The 23,175-nt window shown below is 47.6% G+C and carries 18 protein-coding genes; 14 read left to right on the top strand and 4 right to left on the bottom strand.

Going from position 1 to position 23,175, the window contains the following annotated elements; genetic code table 11:
- Positions 1 to 417 precede the first annotated feature (417 nt).
- The 11 genes from VR7878_RS13590 (at position 418) to VR7878_RS13645 (ending at position 13,984) form a co-directional block, all read left to right on the top strand.
- On the top strand, positions 418 to 1,005 hold the full coding sequence (locus VR7878_RS13590; RefSeq protein WP_077336632.1) for a DUF6036 family nucleotidyltransferase: 588 nt from the start codon (positions 418 to 420) through the stop codon (positions 1,003 to 1,005).
- 13 nt (positions 1,006 to 1,018) lie between these two features.
- On the top strand, positions 1,019 to 1,396 hold the full coding sequence (locus VR7878_RS13595) for a hypothetical protein (RefSeq protein WP_235862886.1): 378 nt from the start codon (positions 1,019 to 1,021) through the stop codon (positions 1,394 to 1,396).
- 1,170 nt (positions 1,397 to 2,566) lie between these two features.
- The gene (locus VR7878_RS13600; RefSeq protein ID WP_077336634.1) at positions 2,567 to 4,141 is read left to right on the top strand and encodes an S-type pyocin domain-containing protein; all 1,575 of its coding nucleotides are present in this window, start codon (positions 2,567 to 2,569) and stop codon (positions 4,139 to 4,141) included.
- Position 4,142: 1 nt separating this feature from the next.
- Positions 4,143 to 4,568: a DUF6392 family protein gene (locus tag VR7878_RS13605; RefSeq protein WP_077336635.1), complete on the top strand. Its 426-nt coding sequence runs from the start codon at positions 4,143 to 4,145 to the stop codon at positions 4,566 to 4,568.
- A gap of 260 nt (positions 4,569 to 4,828) precedes the next feature.
- Positions 4,829 to 5,710 carry a HEPN domain-containing protein gene (locus tag VR7878_RS13610; RefSeq protein ID WP_159440471.1) on the top strand — a complete coding sequence of 294 codons (882 nt, stop codon included), beginning with the start codon at positions 4,829 to 4,831 and terminating at the stop codon, positions 5,708 to 5,710.
- A 536-nt stretch (positions 5,711 to 6,246) separates the two neighbouring features.
- Positions 6,247 to 8,388 carry a TonB-dependent siderophore receptor gene (locus VR7878_RS13615; RefSeq protein WP_077336637.1) on the top strand — a complete coding sequence of 714 codons (2,142 nt, stop codon included), beginning with the start codon at positions 6,247 to 6,249 and terminating at the stop codon, positions 8,386 to 8,388.
- Between the two features lie 201 nt (positions 8,389 to 8,589).
- Positions 8,590 to 9,483: a Fe(3+) dicitrate ABC transporter substrate-binding protein gene (locus VR7878_RS13625; RefSeq protein WP_306345805.1), complete on the top strand. Its 894-nt coding sequence runs from the start codon at positions 8,590 to 8,592 to the stop codon at positions 9,481 to 9,483.
- Positions 9,480 to 10,511, top strand: coding sequence for a FecCD family ABC transporter permease (locus tag VR7878_RS13630; RefSeq protein ID WP_235862887.1), 1,032 nt, complete (start codon positions 9,480 to 9,482; stop codon positions 10,509 to 10,511). Before VR7878_RS13625 ends, VR7878_RS13630 begins: the two co-directional genes overlap by 4 nt.
- The gene (gene fecD / locus VR7878_RS13635; protein WP_077336641.1) at positions 10,508 to 11,470 is read left to right on the top strand and encodes a Fe(3+) dicitrate ABC transporter permease subunit FecD; all 963 of its coding nucleotides are present in this window, start codon (positions 10,508 to 10,510) and stop codon (positions 11,468 to 11,470) included. Before VR7878_RS13630 ends, fecD begins: the two co-directional genes overlap by 4 nt.
- 2 nt (positions 11,471 to 11,472) lie before the next feature.
- A complete protein-coding gene (gene fecE / locus VR7878_RS13640) occupies positions 11,473 to 12,240 on the top strand; it encodes a Fe(3+) dicitrate ABC transporter ATP-binding protein FecE (protein ID WP_077336642.1) in 768 nt (255 codons plus the stop codon).
- A gap of 187 nt (positions 12,241 to 12,427) precedes the next feature.
- The gene (locus VR7878_RS13645; protein WP_077336643.1) at positions 12,428 to 13,984 is read left to right on the top strand and encodes a hypothetical protein; all 1,557 of its coding nucleotides are present in this window, start codon (positions 12,428 to 12,430) and stop codon (positions 13,982 to 13,984) included.
- Between the two features lie 150 nt (positions 13,985 to 14,134).
- Here the strand turns inward: VR7878_RS13645 and glpK are convergent, their stop codons facing one another.
- Entirely contained in the window at positions 14,135 to 15,649 is a 1,515-nt protein-coding gene (gene glpK / locus VR7878_RS13650; RefSeq protein ID WP_077336644.1) for a glycerol kinase GlpK, read from the bottom strand.
- A 128-nt stretch (positions 15,650 to 15,777) separates the two neighbouring features.
- On the bottom strand, positions 15,778 to 16,635 hold the full coding sequence (locus VR7878_RS13655) for an MIP/aquaporin family protein (RefSeq protein WP_077336645.1): 858 nt from the start codon (positions 16,633 to 16,635) through the stop codon (positions 15,778 to 15,780).
- 506 nt (positions 16,636 to 17,141) lie between these two features.
- On the opposite strand from VR7878_RS13655, the gene glpA reads away from it, so the two are divergent.
- The 3 genes from glpA to glpC are packed head-to-tail and all read left to right on the top strand — an operon-like array spanning position 17,142 to position 21,360.
- Positions 17,142 to 18,791, top strand: a complete 1,650-nt coding sequence (gene glpA, locus VR7878_RS13660) for an anaerobic glycerol-3-phosphate dehydrogenase subunit A (protein ID WP_077336646.1) — start codon at positions 17,142 to 17,144, stop codon at positions 18,789 to 18,791.
- Positions 18,788 to 20,134 carry a glycerol-3-phosphate dehydrogenase subunit GlpB gene (glpB, locus tag VR7878_RS13665; RefSeq protein WP_077336647.1) on the top strand — a complete coding sequence of 449 codons (1,347 nt, stop codon included), beginning with the start codon at positions 18,788 to 18,790 and terminating at the stop codon, positions 20,132 to 20,134. Before glpA ends, glpB begins: the two co-directional genes overlap by 4 nt.
- Entirely contained in the window at positions 20,131 to 21,360 is a 1,230-nt protein-coding gene (gene glpC / locus VR7878_RS13670; RefSeq protein ID WP_077336648.1) for an anaerobic glycerol-3-phosphate dehydrogenase subunit GlpC, read from the top strand. The genes glpB and glpC overlap by 4 nt, the downstream gene beginning before the upstream one ends.
- A 108-nt stretch (positions 21,361 to 21,468) precedes the next feature.
- Here the strand turns inward: glpC and VR7878_RS13675 are convergent, their stop codons facing one another.
- Complete coding sequence (locus VR7878_RS13675; RefSeq protein WP_139344093.1) at positions 21,469 to 21,795, bottom strand: hypothetical protein; 327 nt, start codon at positions 21,793 to 21,795, stop codon at positions 21,469 to 21,471.
- A gap of 304 nt (positions 21,796 to 22,099) precedes the next feature.
- Positions 22,100 to 23,104 (bottom strand): LacI family DNA-binding transcriptional regulator, encoded by a 1,005-nt coding sequence (locus tag VR7878_RS13680; protein WP_077336650.1) that lies wholly within the window; start codon positions 23,102 to 23,104, stop codon positions 22,100 to 22,102.
- Positions 23,105 to 23,175: the final 71 nt, after the last annotated feature.

Here is a 23,175-nt window from a genome sequence, read left to right on the forward strand (position 1 = left end):
CTCCCCCCCCCCCCCCCCCCCAACACCTGCATCACAAGTTTTATCCTACTAGCCTTAGGCTCCCAAATTTGACGCACAATTGCGTTCCTTGATTTCAGAGGCATTGGTACCCAGTGCGCCAGTTACGCTTGCCAAGATGCAAGCGTGATCAGAAGATCTTTTTTGTTTGATTGAGTCGCACGTTATCCAGAACCAGCTTTTTACGGGCGTCCTGCCCAGATAGGCAACGCTGACTCTAGAGAATTGTGTCATGCCTCGAAGCCGAAGGCTGAGACAAATATCAGGGAAAGAAATAAAAAAGAACCGAGTCGCATTTTATCCATTCACAATACTAAGACCATGATAAACAGTGTTTTTTGCTGAGTGCTTCTTTTATGTTACAGCGATTTTGTACACTCGCTAATTAGGAGTATCAGCGTGAATCCACTACATAAACATACACCTCTCGCAAAGGCGATTCTCGAAATTTTAAGTGAAATTTCAAATATTGCCGAAGATAAATATGGCGAACTCCCCAGCGGTACCATCAGAGCATTCATATTTGGTGGCTGTGCTGTGCATATTTACACGAATGCAAGAGGTAGTAATGATCTTGATGTTGAGCTTGAGGCGAGTCGACGACTTGATATCAACGAGTTAATTGTTGAGTTAGATGATGCCGATTATGATGACGAGGACGGAACGCATAGAACTCTTTCATTTGATAACACATTTAACCCAGCTATCCCAGATTTGCACCCAGATTGGCGGGATGACGCTATTCTCATCCAATCTGGTGAAGCGGTTATGCATATCTACTTAGTTAGCGCAGTCGATATCGCTATATCAAAATTAGGCAGATGTACCTCACATGATGTGAATGATATTGTCTCACTATACGTGGCTGAGCGTTTTTCTATTGAAGATTTTACAAAGAGGGCTTGCGAGGCTTTATATTACAGCCCAACGCCAGATAGATTGCGTTGTAATATCGCTTATGCTACACAAGTATTAAAGAGTCTTTAATTACGGTTTTATCATGAAAGCGCAGCAGGCATTTGACAGGTTGGTCAGTCGAGATTTTAACGAGGCATTATCTGAAGATGTAAAATCAGTTGCGCTTGCAGTTTGGCATGAAAATTTTGTACCTGATATCAGCCAATTAGACTCGAACTCCGCAAGATCTGCCAGTTATTTGCTCGACAGATTAATGAGATATAACTGTGTTACTCCAGAAGAGCAAAAAAAGTTGCTTAATGTTGTGGCGCTTTTGTCACGTAAATTTGGTCTGGAAACGGCAACGGTTGTGTCACTTGACCACAGAGTTGACAAGTATGCGAGAAAGTGGGGATTGAAAAGTGATCTCAAGCTGATGCTCAGAGCAATGTTGCCATACCAGACCAGACACTACAGATAACCGCCATTAGGCGATTTTTCGATTTTTGCTTTGAATATCATAATATCGAGAGATGACGCACAATTGCGTTCCTTGATTTCAGAGGCATTGGTGCCCTGTGCGCCAGTTACTCTTGCCAAGATGCAAGCGTAACCAGAAGATCTTTTTTTGTTTGGCTTGGGTGATCGCTTGCCAGAATCAGCTTTTACGGGCGTCCTGCCCGGAAAAGCTTAACCATTCATCCTTGAATGGTTTTCTTTGATTAGTGGTTGATTTGCGTGGTGTGAAACATAGCAAAAGTTAGATTGGTCACTGAACTCAGGGGGAAAAATCATGGAGGATTTTTCAGGATTGCTTGAGCAGGATGCGAATCAATCCGACCCTGATTATGCGTGCTGAACTTAAACCTAGGCCTTTTGGGGTACTTTTTCGGCCTTGAAAAAGTACCTGGGGCGCGTTCGAGGATGCTAATGAAATCAAAGAACGGGATTACGCACCAAACGCCTGCATCATAAGTTTTATCTTCCCAGCCTCCGGCTCCCAAATTTGACGCACAATTATGTTTTTCGGTTTCAGTGATATCGGTACTCTGTGCGCCAGTTCATCTTTCAGAGATGAAAGACGAACCAGAAACTCTTTTTTGTTTGGCTTGGTCGCACGTTGTCCAGAACCGGCTTTTACGGGCGTCCTGCCCGGAAAAGCCTAACCATTCTTCCTTGAATGGTTTTCTTCGGTGGGTGGTTGATTTGAGTTGGGTGACATCTTTTTAAAAAGCCAACTTAATCGATGTTCTCAGGGGAAAATTCAGGGATGAATTTTAAGCTTTTCGTGAGCAGGAGCGAATAAAAGCGTCCCTGATAACAGGCACTGAGCTCAACCTCTAGGCCTTTTGGGGTACTTTTTCGGCCTTGAAAAAGTACCTGGGGCGCGTTCGAGGATGCTAATGAAATCAAAGAACGGGATTGCGCACCAAACCAGCAGATTTACTATTGGCCACACCAAACCACGATTTAATCACCTCAACCGAGCCTCCCTGTTACCCCCATTCCAAAAATAACCACTCCCCATCAAAACCCCAAATTTAAACATGTTTTATAAATCTATTTGAGTATAATTATAGATTCATATGAAAATAGTCTTATCAATAAGCATTCACTCATAAAAACAATCACGGCTTAGTCAACAACGTCAATGAACTATCAAACCACTCAAATCTACAACCTGATGCGTTATGAATTTGCTCAAGTTGAAGGGGATTTTGCTGCCTTACGTGAGTCAGATGTGAAATCCGTTATCCCTGCCGGAATACGCTTTGCAGATTTTCTTGAACAGCTTCGCAGCGGTCATCAGGTATTGCTGACTGATGTGCCATCGATTCCGTTGCTGATCCGGGATCGGGATGAATGGGGTAATCTATACTGGCGAGTGAATCCTGCGGTTGAGCCTCATCTCGATTTGCTGGCTAACAAGGCTTATACCGCCAGAGTTGAATGGGTCAATCATGGCATTGGTTCAACTTATTCCGGCAGTGTGAATGTCTTTGTTTCTACCGAGCCTTATATTGAAAGAAAAACTGTGAAACTCACTTTAGCAGAGCGGCTGGTCAGGCAGCGTCAGGAACGATTACGAGAGCTGGATAAAATCCCACTGCCTTCATCCGCATGGCTGAACGCATTTAACAAGCCACCAGTCAAACCCTCCCGTTTTGCTAAATCTGCGCTGGTGCCGAGCGGTACGTGTGACATCGGTACACAAAGAGAGTCGCTTTCTGCGCTGGGGGATTATGCAGCTTATACACTGGCCATCGGGCAAGGGGTAAGTGCAGCATCTGGAGAAGCTTTTTTAACGCGTATTGGCGGCGCTGCGCTGGCAGAACTGCCGGGAATGGCGATGAAGATCGTCGGGCGGGCTGGCATTCTGGCGGCATTTGTGCCGAACAAATTAGCGGACAGTACGCTCTACAGCGCTGCTGATATGCGTAATAAAGACACGGTTGAAACCAATATTCGCTTGGGTTTCAATACGAAAGGTCGGATTTACGGCTATCACGTCAATGGGGCGAATATTCCTAAGCGTGAGGTAAAACGGGTTGGTGAGCGGTTTGTCGTCGAGTTGGGGCCGGATGTCACTATTGAATGGGTGCCGATCAGTGGTGATTTTGGCGGTAAACCGATTCTGGTTAATCCCATCCCGGAGATGGAAAAGTTCGATATCTGGATCCATCCGCAAGCGGATCAAGGGCAAGAATTTGATAACACCTACATCACCCCAATTGCTGATGCAGATCTGCAAGACTATATTCTGACCTTTCCGGCAGAGACCGGTTTACCGCCGTTGTATGTGGTGTATCAGAAAACGGATAAGCCGAAAGTAAAACCGTTAGAAGTTGGGACTTATGGCGAGTTGGCAGCAAGAAGTGCGAAAGATGGGATGGATATTGATCATATTCCATCTCGGGCTGCTTTAATTAGAGCAGCCGAGAAAATGTATGGTGTAAAGCTGCTTGGTTCTGAAAAAGCAGAATTTATAAAAAGTGCTGCGAGCATTGCAATTCCAAGAGATGTACATCAAAAATGTAGTGAAACATATGGGGGGAGAAACCAAAAAGGCAAGCAAATTGAAGACGCTGAAAACCTTGAAAAAGCGGTAAATTCAAATTTTGATGCAATAAAAGAATGCTTACTTAAATATGGTTATACTGAGGTAAAATTAGAAGAAGCAAGAGATAAATTGCATAATCTGAATAAAGAAAATGGATGGTATTAGCATGGTTGATTATTTCAGACTGATTGGTGAAAAATATGAGAGCCTTCTCCAACGAGCTGATTTTTTATCCCTAATATCGGGGAATGTGCCGTCTAAAATTGATGGCTATAACGAAGAGTTCTTCATTTGTTCTGACATTGCCGGATTAGAGATCCAGTTTGATACGAAAAGCCAAACAGTCACTTCAATATTTATAACAGACCCAGCCAAACTAACAGGAAATCTACAAGGTGTGACGGATAAAAGTAGTGTGCGTCAACAGTTTGGTATCCCCAATGAATCCTCCGAAGAGAAAAAAATACCTGTCTTAGGTGCTGTTGGTGCTTGGGATAAATACTTTTGGGATGACAATGAATTACAAATTCGGTATGTGCCGGGATCTGATTTGATTCATACAGTTTGTTACTTGAAGCATGATAATACATAAAAGATAAATAGTTCTCTGATAACGAAATTCCCGGTCGTGTTCAAATTTCTGTGTCAGCCCCCCCATGTCTCAGAATTCAGAGAAGGGCATTGTGTCATGCCTCGAAGCTGAAACCTGAGACAATCATAAAGGCAAAAAATAAAAAAGAACCGCGTCGCATTTTACCTTTGAGCCGCGCTAAAACTATGATAAACAGTGTTTTTTTATGAATGCTTCTTTTATGCTATAGCCATGTCATCCACCAAAGCGAAGCACGTTTTATGAAAACCTCCCTCGACCACCTGCCTGAATTTAAACAACAAGAGCTTGCCACGATCTCGACTATTTTGCGCAATACGCTGGAAGATTATCTTGAGGGAAAAACGGGGAGTAAAAGTGAATTTCGTATCCTGAAAATTATTCTGTTCGGTAGCCACGCCAAAGGGAATTGGGTCAGCGATCCGGTCAATGGTTATATCAGCGATTACGATATTCTGGTGATCGTCAATAAAGCTGCCTTGGTGGAGGATTATGTAGTCTGGCAGCGGGCTGAAGAGCAAATTGATCGCAAAGTGAAATCCGCGCCGCTGGGTTTGATTGTTCACGATTTACAGGAAGTGAATGAACGCTTGCAACAGGGGCACTATTTTTTTAAGGATATCCGTGAAGAGGGGATTGAACTGTTTGCCGCGACACCGAAGCCACTGATGGAGCCGGGTGATTTAACCGAGGCCGAAAAACGGGAAATTTCGCAAAAGTATTTTATGCGATGGGTTAAAAGTGCACATGATAGTTTCGCGATGTTCGGTTATGCCATGAAAGATAAACGTATTGAGCAAGCTGCTTTTGAACTTCATCAATCCGCAGAAAAGTTTTTCGCCTGCGCGTTACTTGTCTGTACGAATTACTTACCCAAATCACATAATATTGAAAAGCTGAGTAAACTGTGCGCGCAGATAGAACCTGAGTTTAAAACGATTTTCCCGCTCGACAATAAATTCCACCGTCGCAGTTTCCGCCGTTTGCAACGGGCCTATATCGAAGCCCGTTATTCAGAGCATTATGAAATCACCGAAGAAGAGCTGGCTTACCTTGAGGGGAGAGTATTGCAGTTAAAAGCAGTGGTTGAACGGGTTTGTTTGGGGCGGCTTGATTCTGCCTGAGAGCATCGATCAATTTAACTTTATTGATTCGGTGTTTCCCCCAATTAAAATCAGCCACCCAACCAAGAAAATCATTCAAGGAAGAATGATTAAGCTTTTCCGGGCAGGACGCCCGTAAAAGCTGGTTCTGGACAGCGTGCGACTCTGCCAGACAAAAAGAATTTTCTGGTTCGTCTTTCATTCTTGAAAGATGAATTGGCGCACTGAGCACCAATGCTGCTGAGAGCGGGAAAATATATTGTGCGTCATACACGGGAGCCAAAGGCTGAAAATGGAAAGTGAAAATTGTCCACTGATGCCAATTAAATCAAAGGACATTACGCACCAAACGACAGCACAGCCATTTTGGAGCCGGAGAATATAAAACCAGTTCCACCCCTCATCACCACAATACACAACAAAATGCATTAACTTCCCGGCAATTTGACGCCATTTCCGCGATAAATTTAACAATTACTTGAAATAAGAATTAAACTCATTTAGATTTTCATCTTCTTTGATACATATCTCATTTTATTGACGGATCAAACCATCCCATGATTGATGCCAAATACAATAATCAAGCGCCGACATCTGCTGCTCCGGGTAAAAAAACACCCTTAGCATTGATGATCGCGCTCAGCTTTTCTGCCGCAGCAGTGGCAAGTGACGAAACCCAAACAACCCCAGCCGATGCAACTATGACTGTTCATGGCCGGGCACTGTCACTTTACCGGGCACAAGAAACCGCCTTTGCAACCCGGACACCAACCGCGATTGATGATACACCGCAGTCGATTCAAGTGCTTCCCCGCCAGTTGATTGAAGATCAGGCGGCGCGGCAGATTACCGATTTGTACCGTTCAATGAGCGGTGTCAGCCAATACAACTACTCTTATGTGACGTTCCGTGGCTTCCGTCAGGATCATGTTTTATATGATGGTGTGCGGGGCGATCCGTTTGAAGGGCTGTCGATTCCACAGTTATTTAATATTGAGCGGGTAGAAGTATTGAAAGGCCCTGCGGCTGCCGTGATGGGCAGTGGCGAGCCGGGTGGTACCATCAACTATACGACCAAAAAGCCGACTTATGCGACCAAGCGTCATGTGGCTGTGACCGGTGGCAATCAGGATTTCGCCAGTGCTCAGGTTGAGTTGTCCGGTTCTGCCAATGCCGAGCAGTCACAGCGTTATCGTCTCGGTATTTATCAGGATCATGAGAATCCTTACCGTCAAAATACCGATACCCGTAACCGTATCATCGATTTAGGTTACGAGTGGGATGCCGGAGACGATACCACGATTGGTCTGCAATATATCAATGTCACGCAACATATTGGCGGCGGCCGGATTCGTGGCATTCCGACTGATGACGACGGTAACTTTTTAGCCGCTCCGTCATGGAATGCTAATGATGCCAGCGATTATCATGATCTGGAGGCGCAATTCTATCAGGTGCATATGAATCATAATGTTAATGACTGGCTCTCCGGTGATGTGACTTTCCGCTATTTTGAAAATGAAGATACGCAGAAGTATCACGAATCGAGAAGCTTGAAAGATACCAACAGCGATGGCAGAAATGATACGGTAACCCGTGAATATCGGGATCAGTTGAGAACCAATAAAGCAGGCTCAGTGACTGCAAATCTGGTTGCTCAGCTAGACCAACATACCATTTTGTTCGGTGCGGATTATTATCGGCTGGACAATGAATTCACCTATCATCGTGCCAAGCGTAAAGATGGTGTCTCGGATCGCAGTCTGACGAACCCCGACTACACACCGGATGATGTTTCATCCTATAAAAGCTCCCTCGCCAAGCATACCGATTCACGTGAAGAACGTTACGGTGCTTATCTTCAGGATCAATGGCAAATTACCGACGCGTGGAATGTGTTGTCAGGTGTTCGGCTGGACGGCTACCGCGATGAAGTGGTTGATGTGAAAAAACAGACTAAGGAACAGTATTCCGGGTCTGGTTTCTCTTATCGGGTTGGCTCGACGTATAAAATTAACACGCAATTTCACCCTTATGCGGTGATTGCAACCGGCTTTGTCCCTCAGGCTGCGGCCTCTCAGGCTTCTGATAATGGCGGACCGTTCGATCCGGAAGAGAGCCTGATGTATGAAACCGGGGTGAGAACTTACCTGTTTGATAACCGGGTGAATATGAATGTGGCGCTTTACCACATTACCAAGGAAAACGTACTCCAGACCGACCCGAACGACAGCGATAAACAGGTGGCGTACGGCAAAGTTCGCAGTCAGGGCATCGAAGTCGATGTATTGGCTGACTTAACGGCGAACTGGGTTGCCAACTTGTCTTACGCGTATAACGATACGCTGGTCAAACAGGGGGATGAACAGTTCTCGAACCGCACGGTCGGCAAGCGTTTTGCGAACGCACCGCACAACCAACTGGGTTTGTGGACGCGCTATCATTTCCCCGCGATTGATTCATCGATTGGCTTCGGCGCGGATTATGTCAGTGAACAGCTCACACAAGATGCGCAAAAAGTGAAGTCTTTTACAGTGTACGATATGTCATGGCAGACGTTGTGGCATGACTGGAAATTCCAGTTAAATGTGAAGAACTTGTTTGATAAATCCTATGCGGTCAGTGGCTTTACCGAAGCAACCGGCTCGTTTGTCGGTGAGCGGCGGCGCGTTTACTTACAAGCGGATTATTCATTCTGATCTGTCTTGGCCCGGACTCTTCCGGGCCTTTTTGTGTCGGTTTTGTATTGGCTTTTTGTAAAGGTAGTGCCGGATATGGCTGAGACAAACCGTTTCCTGCCGCTGGTGTTATATCTGAGTTTTTCGTAATATGAACAATTCTCATTTATATAACTCAATGCTTTGATTTTTTTGGATGTCTTGAACATGCTGAAGTGCTTTATGCGACGTATTGCTTTGCTACTCATACTCTCTTGTGGATTTGCTACATCGGCTCTGGCGGTGACGGTTCAGGATCAGCGAGGCACCTTTTCAATCGATTATATTCCGAAGCGAATTGTGGTACTGGAGTTCTCTTTTGCCGATGCATTGGCAGCCGTGCATGTTAGCCCCGTCGGGATTGCCGACGATAAAGATGCTGACCGGATACTCCCGGCTGTCCGCGCGCAATTTTCCGATTGGGTTTCGGTCGGAACACGTTCTCAGCCGTCACTGGAGATGATTGCCGAGCTTAAACCCGATCTGATTATTGCTGATGTGGATCGTCATGCTGCGGTGTATGACGCACTGAATAAAATTGCCCCGACCCTGATGTTACGTTCTCGGCGCGAGACTTATGCGGATAATCTCGCTGCCGCAGCGATCATCGGTGAGGTGGTCGGCAAAGCGCAGGCGATGCAGCAACGCTTAGATTTACATCAACAACGGATGGCGCAATATCGTCAGCAACTGCACGCTTTGCAAGGCAAAACGTTACTATTTGGGGTCGCGCGGGAAAATGGCTTTTATGCCCATGCCAATGATGCCTACGCGGGTGGCGTGGCTCAGGCATTAGGGTTTACTTCGCCACCGGCTTTATATGATGACCGGGCCAGTCACCAGATTGGGCTGGAGCAGTTGTTGGCGATGAATCCGGATTATTTAATTATCGGAGACTATACCCCGAACAGTATTATCAATCGGTGGAAAAAGCAGCCCTTGTGGCAGATGTTAGGGGCTGTACGGGCGCATCATGTGCTTTCTGTCAGCGGTAATCTCTGGTCACGCTGTCGGGGGATTCTGGCGGCTGAATATATGGCGAAAGATCTGCTTCAGTTGGTTCCGTTATCGTCATGAGTCTTCCCCGTCGCGCTATATTTCCCGGAACTGCTCACTCTTATATGTTGCGTATGATGCTGTTGTTGTGTCTGAGTGGTTTGATTTTGGTGCTCGGATGGTGGGGTTTATGCGCTTTTTCTGCGATTCCGATGTCACTCACGACCCCCTACGATGCGTTCTTCTCATCCCAGCCGCTGAGTATTGCTGAAACTGTGATTGTTGAAATTCGTCTGCCCAGAGTGATTGAAGCCCTATTGGTGGGCGCAGGGCTGGCGGTTGCCGGGCTGCTGATGCAGACGCTGACCCGCAATCCGCTTGCATCGCCGAGTCTGTTTGGTGTTAATGCCGGTGCTGCTTTGGGCGTTGCGCTGACATCAACCCTGTTTTTACAACAAGCCTATCTTAGCCAGCCAATTGCCGCCATTATCGGCGGTGCGCTGGCTTGGTCGATTGTCGTAATTCTTGGCGGAGCATGGCGAGTCGGGGCTGAGCGTAAACAGCTGGTTTTGGCTGGAATTGCAGTCTCAGCGTTGTGCGGTGCCATGACCAAAGCGATGGTGATTTTGGTGGAAGATCAAGCTACCGGTGTGATGACATGGCTTGCCGGGTCTTTTGCCAGTGTGAGCTGGCAGCATGTGTTGCTGAGTTGGGCGCCGATATCGGGGGCACTGGTAGTGGCATGGGCTCTGGCTCCCAAACTCAATTTACTCGCGTTGGGAGATGAGCGGGCTAAAAGTCTCGGTGTCCGTCTGACATGGATTCGGGCGTTGAGCGGATTACTGGTTTTTATTATCGTCGGCGTGTGTGTCAGTGCCGTCGGTTCAATTGCGTTTGTCGGTTTGATTGTGCCGCATATGGCGCGGAAATTATTTGGTTATGATCTGCGCTGGTTGATGCCGGGCACGGCTTTGGTCGGAGCTACGCTGACGTTAAGCGCTGACATTTTTAGTCGCTGGGTGATTTTCCCCTCAGAAACACCAGCCGGTGCTGTACTGGCATTGATGGGTGCGCCTTGTTTTATCTATCTGGTCAGGAAAGAACGATGAATCATGGATTGAAGATGCCGCTGCTGTTGAGTGGGCTTATCGTCGCCAGTTTTGTCGTCAGCCTGAAATTCGGGGCGGTTGATCTCAGCTGGACGCAGCTATGGCAGGGCTTACACAATCAGGGGGCTTTTGCTTTTACCATTTATGAATACCGCTTTCCGCGCGCGATTGTGGCGATTGTGGTCGGGGCGATGTTAGCCACAGCCGGGGTGTTGATTCAGGGAGTGATTCGTAATCCGCTCGCGTCTCCCGATATTCTGGGTGTCAGCCACGGGGCAGGGTTGGCGGCTGTCGCGATGATGACACTGTTCCCGGCCGTCTCGGTTTTCTGGCTGCCATGGGCTGCGCTGGTCGGAGGGATTGTTGCAGCATTGCTTCTGGCGTTGTTGGTGCGGGGCAATCTGGCACCGGTGAAACTGGCGATAACCGGTGTGGCTCTTGCGGCGCTTTATGCCAGTGCGATTGATTTCATCATGCTGATTCATCCGTTAGATATCAACAATGCCTTACTCTGGCTGACCGGTAGTTTATGGGGAAGAAGCTGGGAACAAATTCAATTATTGTTGCCGTGGTGTGTACTACTGCCTGTGGTACTGGGGTTAAGTCATCCGCTCAATATTCTGGTATTAGGCGAACAACGGGCTACCAGCCTCGGGGTAACGGTCAGTCTGACGCGATTGATCGCGCTGGCAATCGCTGTTGGGTGGACATCAGCCGCGGTCGCGGTTTGCGGGCCGATTAGCTTTTTGGGGTTGATTGCACCGCATCTGGCGCGCCAACTGGTCGGCGGTAAGCATCAAATTTTGCTGCCGACAGGCATGTTAGTCGGGGCACTGATCTTACTGGTTGCAGATTTCACCTCGCGGGTGATTGATCCACCGATTGAACTTCCGGCCGGGATTCTGACCGCTGCAATCGGTGCGCCTTACTTTTTGTATTTATTAGTCAAAATGAGATAAAGATGGGACTGAAGACCGAAAATCTTGATGTCGGATACGGTGATACACCGATTGTTCAGCAGGTAAATTTGCAGATTTTGGAAGGCAAGGTTACCGCTTTACTCGGGCCGAATGGGTGTGGCAAATCAACCCTTCTGAAAGCCTTGGTTCGTATTCTCACGCCGCAGTCAGGAATGGTTCAGTGGCAAGGCAAAGATATCCGTCATTACTCATCACAGGCAATTGCGCGGGTATTATCGCTGTTGCCTCAGTCTCAGGAGGTTCCGGAAGGCATCTTAGTTCGGGATGTGGTTGGCTATGGCCGTAGTCCTTATACCGGTTTCTGGGGGCAGCTAACACAGACCGATCAGCAGCAAGTCGAGCAAGCGATGCAGTTAACCGGGGTCACCGCCTTTGCCGAGCGAAAAATCGCTGAACTTTCCGGCGGTCAGTGTCAACGGGTCTGGTTAGCAATGACCTTGGCGCAGGATACGGATTATGTTTTTCTTGATGAGCCGACCACTTATCTTGATTTAAACCATCAGGTTGAACTGATGAAACTGATGCGTCGTTTGAACCGGCAGGGGAAAACCGTCGTCACGGTGTTGCATGATATTAATCAGGCCTGTCGTTATTGTGATCATCTGATTGTGATGCAAGCCGGTAAGGTTGTGGCGCAAGGTGAACCGACAGAGATATTAACCACGCAGTTGCTGGCGGATGTCTTTGAGCTGGATGCGGAAATTCACCGGGATCCGATAGCGGGCACGCCGATGTGTGTGGTGAAGTAGGAGGGCTCTGCCCCGTTTTATTTGTCCACTACAGTCACGAATGGGAAGGACATGTCCAAAAAATCGTCATGTTGACGTAAGGATGCGCGATTCCCCCTGCTTTTTCCCGACTCTACAGCAGTATTACATGATCCCAACAGATAAGATCTTGCCCAACCGTTCTTGAAGATTCTGGTGAGGACATAAAATGTGCAACCCCGTAATTGATCGTATTATTGAAGATTTATCCAATCAGGTAAGAATGCAACATATGGGGGGGAAAAGAAAAGATGGTCGCTCTAACCGCACCGAAATCAGCGCTGTCAATTTGCTCGGACAGCTCAAACCTCTGCTGAAGCAAAAGCTGACCTTATGTCAACAAGCGATCAGTAAACAAAACCTGTGTGACCTGAGAAACTCACAACGTCAAATCGACAGCATACAGTCGAAATTGCTGGCTTTGCAATTGCGCTACGAAACTGCTCAACAGCTGAAACAACTGTGCAACGCCATTAGCCGGGAGCTGCTTTGTGATGTATTGGTTTCCCAACGTGACGGTAGCCGCTTCGGATATCTTACCGGTTTGTCCGGTGGGGAAAACGGCGGTTTGGCCACCCGTACTAAACAAGGTTTTAGCGTATTTTCTACCCATAACGCCAATGTCATCATGATACCGATAACAGGTATTGCGGACGCGGACCGATTGGGCGTGCCTACCGACGTTGCCCAAGCAGCGACGGCATTGGCGACTTTAGTACAGAATAATTTCAACACCGGATTAGATGACCTTAACTTGTGTGGCCACTTAAACGGAATTTCACAAGAAGTTTATGAGCACACGAACCAAGTCGATGTATATGGTCTGGTTCATGAACTGGGCATGTACGACTATGCCATGACCATCATGGCGGCCTATAAATCACTATTTATCCCGCCTTCGGGTATGGGCCACTTACCTCCGTTTTTTATCGATCGTCAGACTTGGGAGCCTTATCACGATGAGCAAGTGGGACTGGCCAGCCGCAGTCTAATCGTCGACGAAACCGGACATTCTCATTCCACGAGGGTCCGTATCAACCTCAATGAACTCAAAGAAACCCTGGTGGATTTTGCCCTGTTGGTCGCGGCGCTAGACCAAGGCAAGCCTGTCTACGGCTCTTGCCAGGGGGCCCATGTCGGTTGGTTGTTGGTCGGCGGTGAAATGGTCAAATGGAACAAGTACATCTTTACCAATGGTCTAACAGACAATGACCAATCGCAATTACAAGAACTTCCCAATCAAACCGTAATCAATGATCCACAATTGAATCCCGGGGCCAATACAGATCCGCAAGCAGGTAAAGTGACCAAAACTTTGGACATTGACAGCTACGGATCTGATGAAAAGGTTGTGTTGTCTTACGGCGATAGTGAGCTAACAGCAGAAACCGACTTTGCCCACGCCACGGTAATGATCCACGATGATACTAGGCAACTGCTACTTGAAGGCGTCCGAGTGTTGAAAATGCACCCATTACATACAGTGGCGCAGGACTTACTGCTCAACCCATTGAATAAAGCAAATAACGGTAGTAACCCAGTGTCGACAATTGCCAAAGACACAGCACTACGAACAGCGGCAACAGCGGTTGAACAGTTCAGTTACAACACATTGACTGGTACTCAAAGCCACCCGTTCAAGCATATCCATGATGAAAACTCGTTAAAATTCGTGTCAAAAGCACTGGGTAATCTTGGTGTTAAACTATACAAGTTGGTAGACTGACAAAGCGACTGAGCACTCAACTTTACCGCTAAACCAGCGTAATGGAACAGGCTCAGGACAAAGGATTGATCACCTCCCTATTTTTATTGAACGCCAATAAAAAGCGCTAAGCCAGATTGGCTTAGCGCTTTGCATAATCGGTGTGTCTAATTACTCTTCGTTATGCATCTCTGCCCAGCTTTGGGCGCATTTCACTGCGCGTTTCCAGCCTTTATAACGACGTTGCCGTTTTTCTTCATCATGATGAGGGATGAAGGTGCGGTCAATCTCTGCTTTGTTTTTCAGTTCGTCCAGGCTATCCCAGAAACCGACGGCAAGGCCGGCAAGATAGGCGGCTCCCAAGGCGGTCACTTCAGTGACTTTGGGGCGCAGCACTTGTGTATCGAGTACGTCTGACTGGAACTGCATCAGGAAGTTATTGGCAACGGCACCACCGTCTACTCTCAGCCCGGCCAGCTTGATACCGGAGTCTGCCTGCATGGCATCAAGCACATCTCGGGTCTGGTAGGCGATACTTTCGAGTGTGGCTCGGATGATGTGGTTTGAATTGACGCCCCGGGTCAGGCCGACAATCGTGCCGCGGGCATAAGCATCCCAGTAAGGCGCACCAAGGCCGGTGAATGCCGGTACCACGTACACACCGTTTGCTGTGTCTTCTTTGGTGGCAAAGTATTCGGAGTCTCTGGCGTCGGAGATGAGTTTCAGTTCATCTCTGAGCCATTGAATCGCAGCGCCACCCATAAACACGGCACCTTCAAGTGCGTAAGCGGGTTCACCATTCGGGCCGCAGGCCAGTGTGGTCAGTAGGCCATTACTGGAGATCACTTTTTCCTGACCGGTATTCATCAACAGGAAGCAGCCGGTTCCATAGGTGTTCTTCGCTTGTCCTGCCTGAACACACATTTGCCCGTACAGTGCGGCTTGCTGGTCTCCGGCAATCCCGGCGATTGGAATCCGGGTTCCGCCTTTACCACCGATGTTGGTTTTACCGTAGACTTCCGAGGATTTTTTGACCTCCGGCATCATCGATAGCGGAATGCCAAATTCAGAAAGGATCTTCTCATCCCACTGCAAGGTGTTGATGTTGAAAAGCATCGTCCGGGATGCGTTGGTGTAGTCTGTGACATGGACGCGTCCTTGAGTCATTTTCCACACCAGCCAGGTATCGACAGTACCAAACAGCAGTTTGCCGGCTTCAGCATCTTCACGGGCACCTTCAACATTATCCAGAATCCATTTGATTTTTGTGCCGGAGAAATAGGGGTCGAGCAACAGCCCGGTATTTTCCCGGATATAAGATTCTAGTCCGCGTGCTTTGAGGGTTTCACAGATCTCAGCGGTTCGGCGGCATTGCCAGACAATGGCATTGTAGACCGGTTTACCGGTCTCTTTATCCCAGACTATCGTGGTTTCACGTTGGTTGGTAATCCCGATGGCTGCTACTTCATCACTGCGAATCCCAGCTTTACCAATTGCTTCGATTAATGTTGAACTCTGGGTTGCATAGATTTCCATCGGGTCATGTTCGACCCAGCCGGCTTCGGGATAAATTTGAGTAAATTCACGCTGAGATACACTGACGATATTGGCGTCATGGTCGAGTACGACGGCCCTTGAGCTGGTAGTCCCTTGATCAAGGGCAACGACATATTTTTGCTCAGTCATGGTTCATTCCTTCATCTTTTATTGTTTCATGTTTTATTAAGTCGCTGCTTAACTTCTTTTTGTTGCTGTTGTTTGTTCTGTTGTTTGTTCTGTTGATTGTTGCGGCAATAGATGGTGATTCAGTGCAGTTAAATATGCGCTTCCTCATTCTCTTCTTCGGGCACATCGCACTGGTTCGGGATGGTACACCCCACACCTACTGTCGGCAGGTATGCTGCAATGAACTTAGGATAAGCCCAGGCACCGAAGCACGCACCGGCAATCGGCCCGATGATCGGCACAATAAAATAGGGGATATCCTTACCTCCGGTCAAGGCAAAGTCCCAACCTGCCAAATAGGCAAAGAGTTTGGGGCCAAAGTCCCGGGCAGGGTTCATGGCAAAGCCGGTCAATGGGCCTAATGAGCTGCCGATAACTGCAATTAGAACACCGATCAGCAGGGGATTCATCGCGTTTCTGTGGGCACCGTTATTTTCATCGCCGAGCGCCAGAATTCCGAACATCAGCACTGCGGTAATGGTAAATTCAACGGCAACGGCACCAAAGAAGGATAACGACGCATTCGGGTAGGTTGAAAAAATACCGGCTGTTGCGAGTGCATCCTGACTGCTACGCAGGATGTCATGGGTGACTTCATAGTTGATAAAGAGGTTGCTATACAACGCATAAATCAATGCCGCAGCACAAAATGCGCCGAGGATTTGCGATGCAATGTAAGGGAGTACTTTGGCTTTGTTAAAGCCGTGGAATGCTGCCAGAGCAATCGTGACTGCGGGATTAATGTGAGCGCCGGAGACACCTGCCGTGCAATAGATCGCAATCGACACACCGAACCCCCAAATAATACTGATTTCCCATTGTCCATATGAAGCACCGGTTAAAACCAGAGCCGCCACACAGCCAACACCGAAAAATATCAGTAACCCTGTTCCGATAAATTCAGCAATACATTCCCCTAGTAGGGTATGTTGTTTTGTTCGAGCCATAGGTAGAGTCCTTGTTTTACTCACATATATGCCCAGCTTATTCTGCATAGAATTCTTTTTGCGAAAACAAACAAACACAATTAATGAGTGTTCGAGCACAAATGTGTCCCTTTTATTTCTATTTTTGTTAATTAGAGCATTCCTTTAAGGTATGGCATTCCGTTTGGTGGGTCAATAACGATGTCTGAGTATCGCTTTGAGTCGAGAAATAGCTCATATTTTGGATTTTATATTCAATAAAATGCTTGATAATGGCAATTTAATACGTGTTAGACAATGGAAAAGGCCACTGGGTTTGTCTGGTGTTTGAGCCGATTATTTTCTGCTCTCAGGCTATTTGTTGCTTTCATCATCACCTCATGGTGACTTATCCCTCAATATTAACGCTTTCTGATTGAACCTCTGCAATAAAATGTTCGTTCGCGCTTTTGTGAGCAATATATCGAACATTTTTATAAATTAATGACACACTGTTTGTAAGTGAATTGAGCGAAAGGTTGAGACTTATGGCGGTTGCCCGAAGGTTAGAAACAGATGTCGTCATTATTGGTGGTGGGGCTACTGGTACCGGGATCATGCGTGATTGTGCATTACGTGGTATCGACTGTCTTTTGCTTGAACGAGATGACATTGCATCCGGAACGACGGGGCGAAATCATGGCTTATTGCATTCGGGGGCACGTTATGCCGTGACTGATCCTGAGTCAGCAAAAGAATGCATTCAGGAAAATCAGATCCTCAGACGGATTGCCAGACACTGTGTTGAACCGACCGACGGTTTGTTTGTGACTTTACCGGAAGATGATTTGGGGTATCAGGATACATTTGTTGAGGCGTGTGAGGTTGCCGGTATTGAAACGACGCGTTTAAGTGCCAGAGAAGCACTCGCTATCGAGCCACATGTCAATCCGCAGTTGCTTGGTGCTGTCAAAGTACCTGATGGCACATTAGATCCGTTCCGCCTGTGTAGTGCGAACGTGTTGGATGCGAAAGAACATGGTGCGCGCGTCTTGAACCGGACACATGTCCAGGGTTTGATTCGTCAGGGCGATACGGTGCTTGGTGTCCGAGTCTGGCGTTCGGATACCCGTGAACACCTTGATATATATGCCAGACAGGTGGTGAATGCCGCTGGCATCTGGGGGCAGAATATTTGCGAATATGCTGACCTGAAGATTCGTATGTTTCCCGCCAAAGGGTCTTTGCTGATCCTCGATTACCGCATTAATAACCTCGTAATTAATCGCTGCCGTAAACCGGCCGATGCCGATATCCTCGTTCCCGGTGATACCATTTCTTTAATCGGTACAACCTCTGAACATGTCGATTATGACCAGATTGATAACTTACAGGTGACGGAGCGAGAAGTTGAGTTACTGCTGAAAGAAGGGGAGAAATTAGCCCCGATTATGGCCAATACCCGGGTATTGAGAGCATATGCCGGTGTACGGCCATTAGTGTCTGTTGATGATGATGGCAGCGGTCGCAATATCAGCCGGGGAATCGTTTTACTCGATCATGAAGCGCGGGATGGTCTGAAAGGGTTGACGACGATTACCGGGGGTAAGCTGATGACTTATCGTCTCATGGCCGAATGGGCAACTGATATGGTCGCCCAGAAACTGGGTCATACAGCTCCGTGTGAAACGCATATCAAGCCATTGCCCGGCGCGAACGGTATGCCGAAAAAGGCGAGAAAAACCGCCAGTCTCGCCAAGCCGGTTTATGAATCAGCCATTTATCGTCACGGAGAACGTGCGCAACAATTTTTAGCGGATACGCCTGAAAGTCAGGCCGTGATTTGTGAGTGTGAGATGGTCACTGCCGGTGAGATCGAATATGCAATTCAACAGCTGGATGTAAAAAACCTCATGGATCTCAGGCGTCGGACCCGATTAGGGATGGGGCCTTGTCAGGGGGAACTGTGTAGTTATCGGGCAGCCGCGCTGTTTTCTGAATATGCCGGTATGGATGGTTGCCAGTCGGGGGCCCTACTGACCGATTTTTTGCAAGAACGCTGGAAAGGGATCAAACCGATTTTCTGGGGTAATGCGCTGCGAGAAGCAGAGTTCAGTTACTGGATTTATCAGGGATTGCTCGGTGTTGGTGAACAACCGCAGACGGACTCGGATACTCAGCAGGAGGAATGGCAATGATGAATTATGATATTGCTGTAATTGGCGGTGGCATTGCCGGATATTGTGCAGCGATTCGCAGTCAACAGGCGGGAAAGAAAACCGTGTTGATCAGTCAGGGGCAGAGTGCGTTGCATTTTTCTTCCGGTTCCATCGATGTGCTGGGCCGTTTGTCCACGGGCGAGCGGGTTGAGGATCCTTTCGCTGCCATTCTTCAGTTACAAAATTACCCATTTGGTTCCTCTGCATTACCGGGACAGGCGGACTTACAGCAACATCCGTATGCGAAAGTCGGCCGTTCGGCTGTAGAGCAGAGTCTGTTGTGGTTTAAAGAGATGTTGGCTGCGGAGATTCAGTTTTCTCATCAGCCGGATTACGCCAATCACTGGCGGATTACACCGTTTGGCACCCTGAAAGCGACTTGGCTATCTCAGCCGTATGTGTATCAGCACCGTTCGCAAGCGAATTTCCGCGAAATTGTGATTGTTGCGCTGGCCGGGTATCGTGATTTTCAGCCTCAGATCCTGAAAGATAATTTAGCCCGCGTGGCTGATTTTGCCGGGATACCGATACGGATTGCTACCATTCGTCTCCCCAGCGTTGCGCACGATCAGCGTCATCCTTGTGAACGGCGCTCGCTGGATATTGCTCACTCGTTGCAGCAGGCATCAGTTTGGTCGTCATTTTGTGAGCAACTGACCCGAATGACCTGCGCTGATGATTTGGTGATTTTGCCAGCGGTGGTTGGTCATGGTGATGGGATGACAACCTTGGCGCAATTACAACAGGCAACGCAACGTCACTTTCATGAAGTCCCGACGATGCCGCCGTCATTGATGGGAATTCGCCTTGAAGCAGCGTTACACCGGATTTTTATTCAGGCGGGAGGGATTCATCTCAAAGGAGATCAAGTTCTCAGCGGACACTTTGCAGGGGAGAGTCTGGCCGAGGTGTATACCCGTAATCTGACCGATATTCCGGTTCGTGCGCGGCACTATATCATGGCAACCGGTAGCTATTTCAGTCAGGGACTTCAGGCATCACGACAGGCGATCAAAGAACCGGTTTTCGGTTTGGATGTTGCTCAAATGACTCCGCGAACCCAATGGGGAACACATGATTTTATTGCTGATCAACCACATCCGTTTATGACCTTTGGTGTGTCAACTGACGCCCATCTTCATCCGAGTTATCGCGGTCAGCGCATTGATAACCTTTATTGTTGTGGTGCCATGTTGGCCGGATATGACCCGGTTTTTGAAGGCAGTGGCGGTGGTGTTGCGATTGCAACGGCATATCATGCCGTCACGCAATGCATGAGCGATACGCTTTGCCCGGCTGATCGTCAGGAGGTTATTTCATGAATCGTCTTTTTAGTCAGTTTGCACCACAAAGTACCTCATTTGAACAGTGCATCAAGTGTACGGTATGTACGGCTTACTGTCCGGTTTCGAAGGCAAACCCTGATTACCCGGGGCCAAAGCAATGCGGCCCGGACGGTGAACGTTTACGCATCAAAAACCCGGCTTATTACGATGAAGCTTTGAAATATTGCACCAATTGCAAACGGTGCGAAACCGCATGTCCTTCCGGGGTGAAAATTGGCGATATGATTGCCGTAGCTCGTGGGAAATATGGCCAGGAGCCGCTCAATCCGAAACGAATCCGTGATTATGTACTCAGTCATACTGATCTGTTCGGTACACTGGCGTCACCGTTGGCTCCGGTCATCAATGCAACGACCGCTTTACCGATGGTTAAAAAAGCCATGCATCGGATGATTGGCGTTGATCAGCATAAATCTTTACCCAAGTATTCGCATGGAACATTCAGGCGCTGGTTCAGACAGAACTGCGCTGATCAGGCACGGTATCAGCATCAGGTGACTTATTTTCACGGTTGTTATGTCAACTATAACCACCCGCAGCTGGGAAAAGATTTTGTCAAAGTGATGAATGCAATGAACGTCGGAGTGCGTTTGCTGGAGCGTGAAAAATGTTGTGGCGTGCCTTTGATGGCGAACGGATTTCATCATAAAGCGCGCCAGAATGCCGAGGCAAATATTCAGTCGATGATCGCGGCTGTGCGAGAGGATCCAACCCCGATTCTTGCCACGTCTTCCACCTGCTCGTTTACCTTGCAGCAGGAATACCCACATGTGCTGGGGGTCGATAATACTCAGGTTGCTGACAAAATCGAATATGTGACGCGATTTTTGCTGCGATCATTTATGAATGGGCAGCAACCGGTCATGAAACCATTGAATCTGAATGTGGTTTATCACACGCCTTGCCATCTCGAGCGTAGCGGGCAGGCAATCTTTACCATTGAGTTACTGAAAATGATCCCGGGGGTTACTGTCACGGTGCTGGATAGTGAATGTTGCGGTCTGGCCGGAACGTATGGTTTTAAGGTTGAGAATTATCCGGTATCGATGAAGATCGGGGCACATTTGTTTGAATCGATTGATCAATCCGGTGCGGATCTGGTAATCACGGATTGTGAAACCTGTAAATGGCAGATTGAGGAAAATACCCGGCTTGAGGCAATCCATCCGATCAGTTTGCTGGCGATGGCGATTCAGTCATGAACACGAAAATGAATCGCGGCTTCACCCGCTTTCAATATAAAACAGGGGAGCAGCGCTCCCCTGTTGTTTAGGTTGGGCCCGAAAGCCCTATGGACAGATTAATTTGGATTAGTGTTGTACTGAAATAAAGCGGTGAGTGACGAGTTTTTCACCGTTTGGTTCATGGACACTAATTTTGAAGCTGCGGGCATGGTTTTCATTGTTTTCTACAATGACAGTGCCGTGTTCAGAAGTCATCAATGTTTGATGCTGACTGCCACCATCAACTTCAACGGGAACCTGACTCACAGGTTGGCCGTTTTCGGTCACTTTGACAATCGCTTGATCTGGTAGCGTATAGATGCTCATGTCGTATTGTGATTCAGATGCAAATACATTGGCTGAAAGTAGCGTTGCAATTGCAGTTACGGCAGCTAGTGATAGTTGTTTTTTCATAATCTCACCCATATTCGTTGTTGGTTGTATTTATTATTTCGTTATGTCGAGAGTGATTATGAGTCGAAATAGTTGTGACTTCGATAGTATAAATTTGTTCGTTGTTTTCTAATTTTTTGAACTTAGTCACACTTAATATATGTGTGTAACGAATTATTAAGTTGACTTATATTTGCTTATCATATAGGGGTTAATTTAGGGTTAAGACCCGGTCAATGCTGTCGAAAATATGTGTTTGCGTCCTGTAGCGCCAGAGACACGCATGTACGTCAGTCTGTGAGAGTGACCAGACAGGAATGAGAGGTTATGAGAGTGGGTGTGTTGATTCTCGTAGTTCCAGTGAACCGGAATATTCAAAATGTTGTGGTGGCGTGGTTATCTTATTTGCCATATCAATCGCCAGATTTGTTGCATCGATGGTTAATTGCTCGATCGGAAGAGAGACGGTGGACAGGCTCGGAATCGAATAAAATGCCGCCGGTTCATTATCGATACCCATTACGGAAATATCCTGAGGAACGGTAAGCCCACGTTCATATAGCGCCCGGATTGCTCCGAGTGCCATATCGTCATTACAAGAAAAAATAGCACTGAATGTTTGCCCCTGATCCAATAACTGCATGACGGCAGTATATCCCCAAATGTGGGTACTCTTTCCCTCAATAATCAGCGCTTCATTGACCGGAATATTGTTTTTAGCGAGGTGATCGCGATAAGCCTGCAACCGTATCTGACCGGTTTGATGATTCAACGGTGTAGTCAGACAGGCAATGTTGCGATGGCCGAGCTTGAGCAGATGTTCTATGGCAAGCGAGCCGAGTTGGTATTGATCAAAACTGAAACTGACCAGTTGCTGTGTTGATAGACTGCGGTTCAGTACTATCAGCGGCCTTTGTGTTTGCTCTTGATATTGAATCAATTGGGGTTCACTGAGATAACGACTGTAGATCATGATGGCATCACAACGCTGCAGCGCGAGTGTGTTCAGCGCTTCTATTTCTCCGGCTTCACTGTTATGACTTTCCATCACGAACAGTTTCTTTTGGGATTTCTGTAGCGTTTGTGCGGTTTGTTTTAAGATTGAACCGAAGTAATAACTGTCAAAATGCGGCAGGATTAATCCAATCGTGTTTGAGGTATTGGTTGCCAATGCCTGTGCGAGAACATTCGGCTGGTATCCCAGTGACTTCATTGCATCAAGAACGCGGATCCGGGTTATCTCTTTGACGTGCGGGCTACCGTTGATCACTCGGGAGACGGTTGCTTTTGAGACACCGGCTGCTTTACAGACATCAATGATGGTCGCCATCTATTCCCTCAATGGATACATTTTCATGCGCAAAGCGCAATTTTACCGAATTATCTCAGGTGGGGGAATGA

Origin of the sequence: Vibrio ruber DSM 16370, assembly GCF_900163965.1 — a bacterium.
GTDB lineage: Bacteria > Pseudomonadota > Gammaproteobacteria > Enterobacterales > Vibrionaceae > Vibrio > Vibrio ruber.

What these genes read in the sequence shown, in the direction of transcription:
- VR7878_RS13595 (WP_235862886.1), top strand. Translation starts at nt 1,019, where the DNA reads ATGAAAGCGCAGCAGGCATTTGACAGGTTGGTCAGTCGAGATTTTAAC.
- VR7878_RS13600 (WP_077336634.1), top strand. Translation starts at nt 2,567, where the DNA reads ATGAACTATCAAACCACTCAAATCTACAACCTGATGCGTTATGAATTT.
- VR7878_RS13605 (WP_077336635.1), top strand. Translation starts at nt 4,143, where the DNA reads ATGGTTGATTATTTCAGACTGATTGGTGAAAAATATGAGAGCCTTCTC.
- VR7878_RS13610 (WP_159440471.1), top strand. Translation starts at nt 4,829, where the DNA reads ATGAAAACCTCCCTCGACCACCTGCCTGAATTTAAACAACAAGAGCTT.
- VR7878_RS13615 (WP_077336637.1), top strand. Translation starts at nt 6,247, where the DNA reads ATGATTGATGCCAAATACAATAATCAAGCGCCGACATCTGCTGCTCCG.
- VR7878_RS13625 (WP_306345805.1), top strand. Translation starts at nt 8,590, where the DNA reads ATGCGACGTATTGCTTTGCTACTCATACTCTCTTGTGGATTTGCTACA.
- VR7878_RS13630 (WP_235862887.1), top strand. Translation starts at nt 9,480, where the DNA reads ATGAGTCTTCCCCGTCGCGCTATATTTCCCGGAACTGCTCACTCTTAT.
- fecD (WP_077336641.1), top strand. Translation starts at nt 10,508, where the DNA reads ATGAATCATGGATTGAAGATGCCGCTGCTGTTGAGTGGGCTTATCGTC.
- fecE (WP_077336642.1), top strand. Translation starts at nt 11,473, where the DNA reads ATGGGACTGAAGACCGAAAATCTTGATGTCGGATACGGTGATACACCG.
- VR7878_RS13645 (WP_077336643.1), top strand. Translation starts at nt 12,428, where the DNA reads ATGTGCAACCCCGTAATTGATCGTATTATTGAAGATTTATCCAATCAG.
- glpK (WP_077336644.1), bottom strand. Translation starts at nt 15,649, where the DNA reads ATGACTGAGCAAAAATATGTCGTTGCCCTTGATCAAGGGACTACCAGC.
- VR7878_RS13655 (WP_077336645.1), bottom strand. Translation starts at nt 16,635, where the DNA reads ATGGCTCGAACAAAACAACATACCCTACTAGGGGAATGTATTGCTGAA.
- glpA (WP_077336646.1), top strand. Translation starts at nt 17,142, where the DNA reads ATGGCGGTTGCCCGAAGGTTAGAAACAGATGTCGTCATTATTGGTGGT.
- glpB (WP_077336647.1), top strand. Translation starts at nt 18,788, where the DNA reads ATGATGAATTATGATATTGCTGTAATTGGCGGTGGCATTGCCGGATAT.
- glpC (WP_077336648.1), top strand. Translation starts at nt 20,131, where the DNA reads ATGAATCGTCTTTTTAGTCAGTTTGCACCACAAAGTACCTCATTTGAA.
- VR7878_RS13675 (WP_139344093.1), bottom strand. Translation starts at nt 21,795, where the DNA reads ATGAAAAAACAACTATCACTAGCTGCCGTAACTGCAATTGCAACGCTA.
- VR7878_RS13680 (WP_077336650.1), bottom strand. Translation starts at nt 23,104, where the DNA reads ATGGCGACCATCATTGATGTCTGTAAAGCAGCCGGTGTCTCAAAAGCA.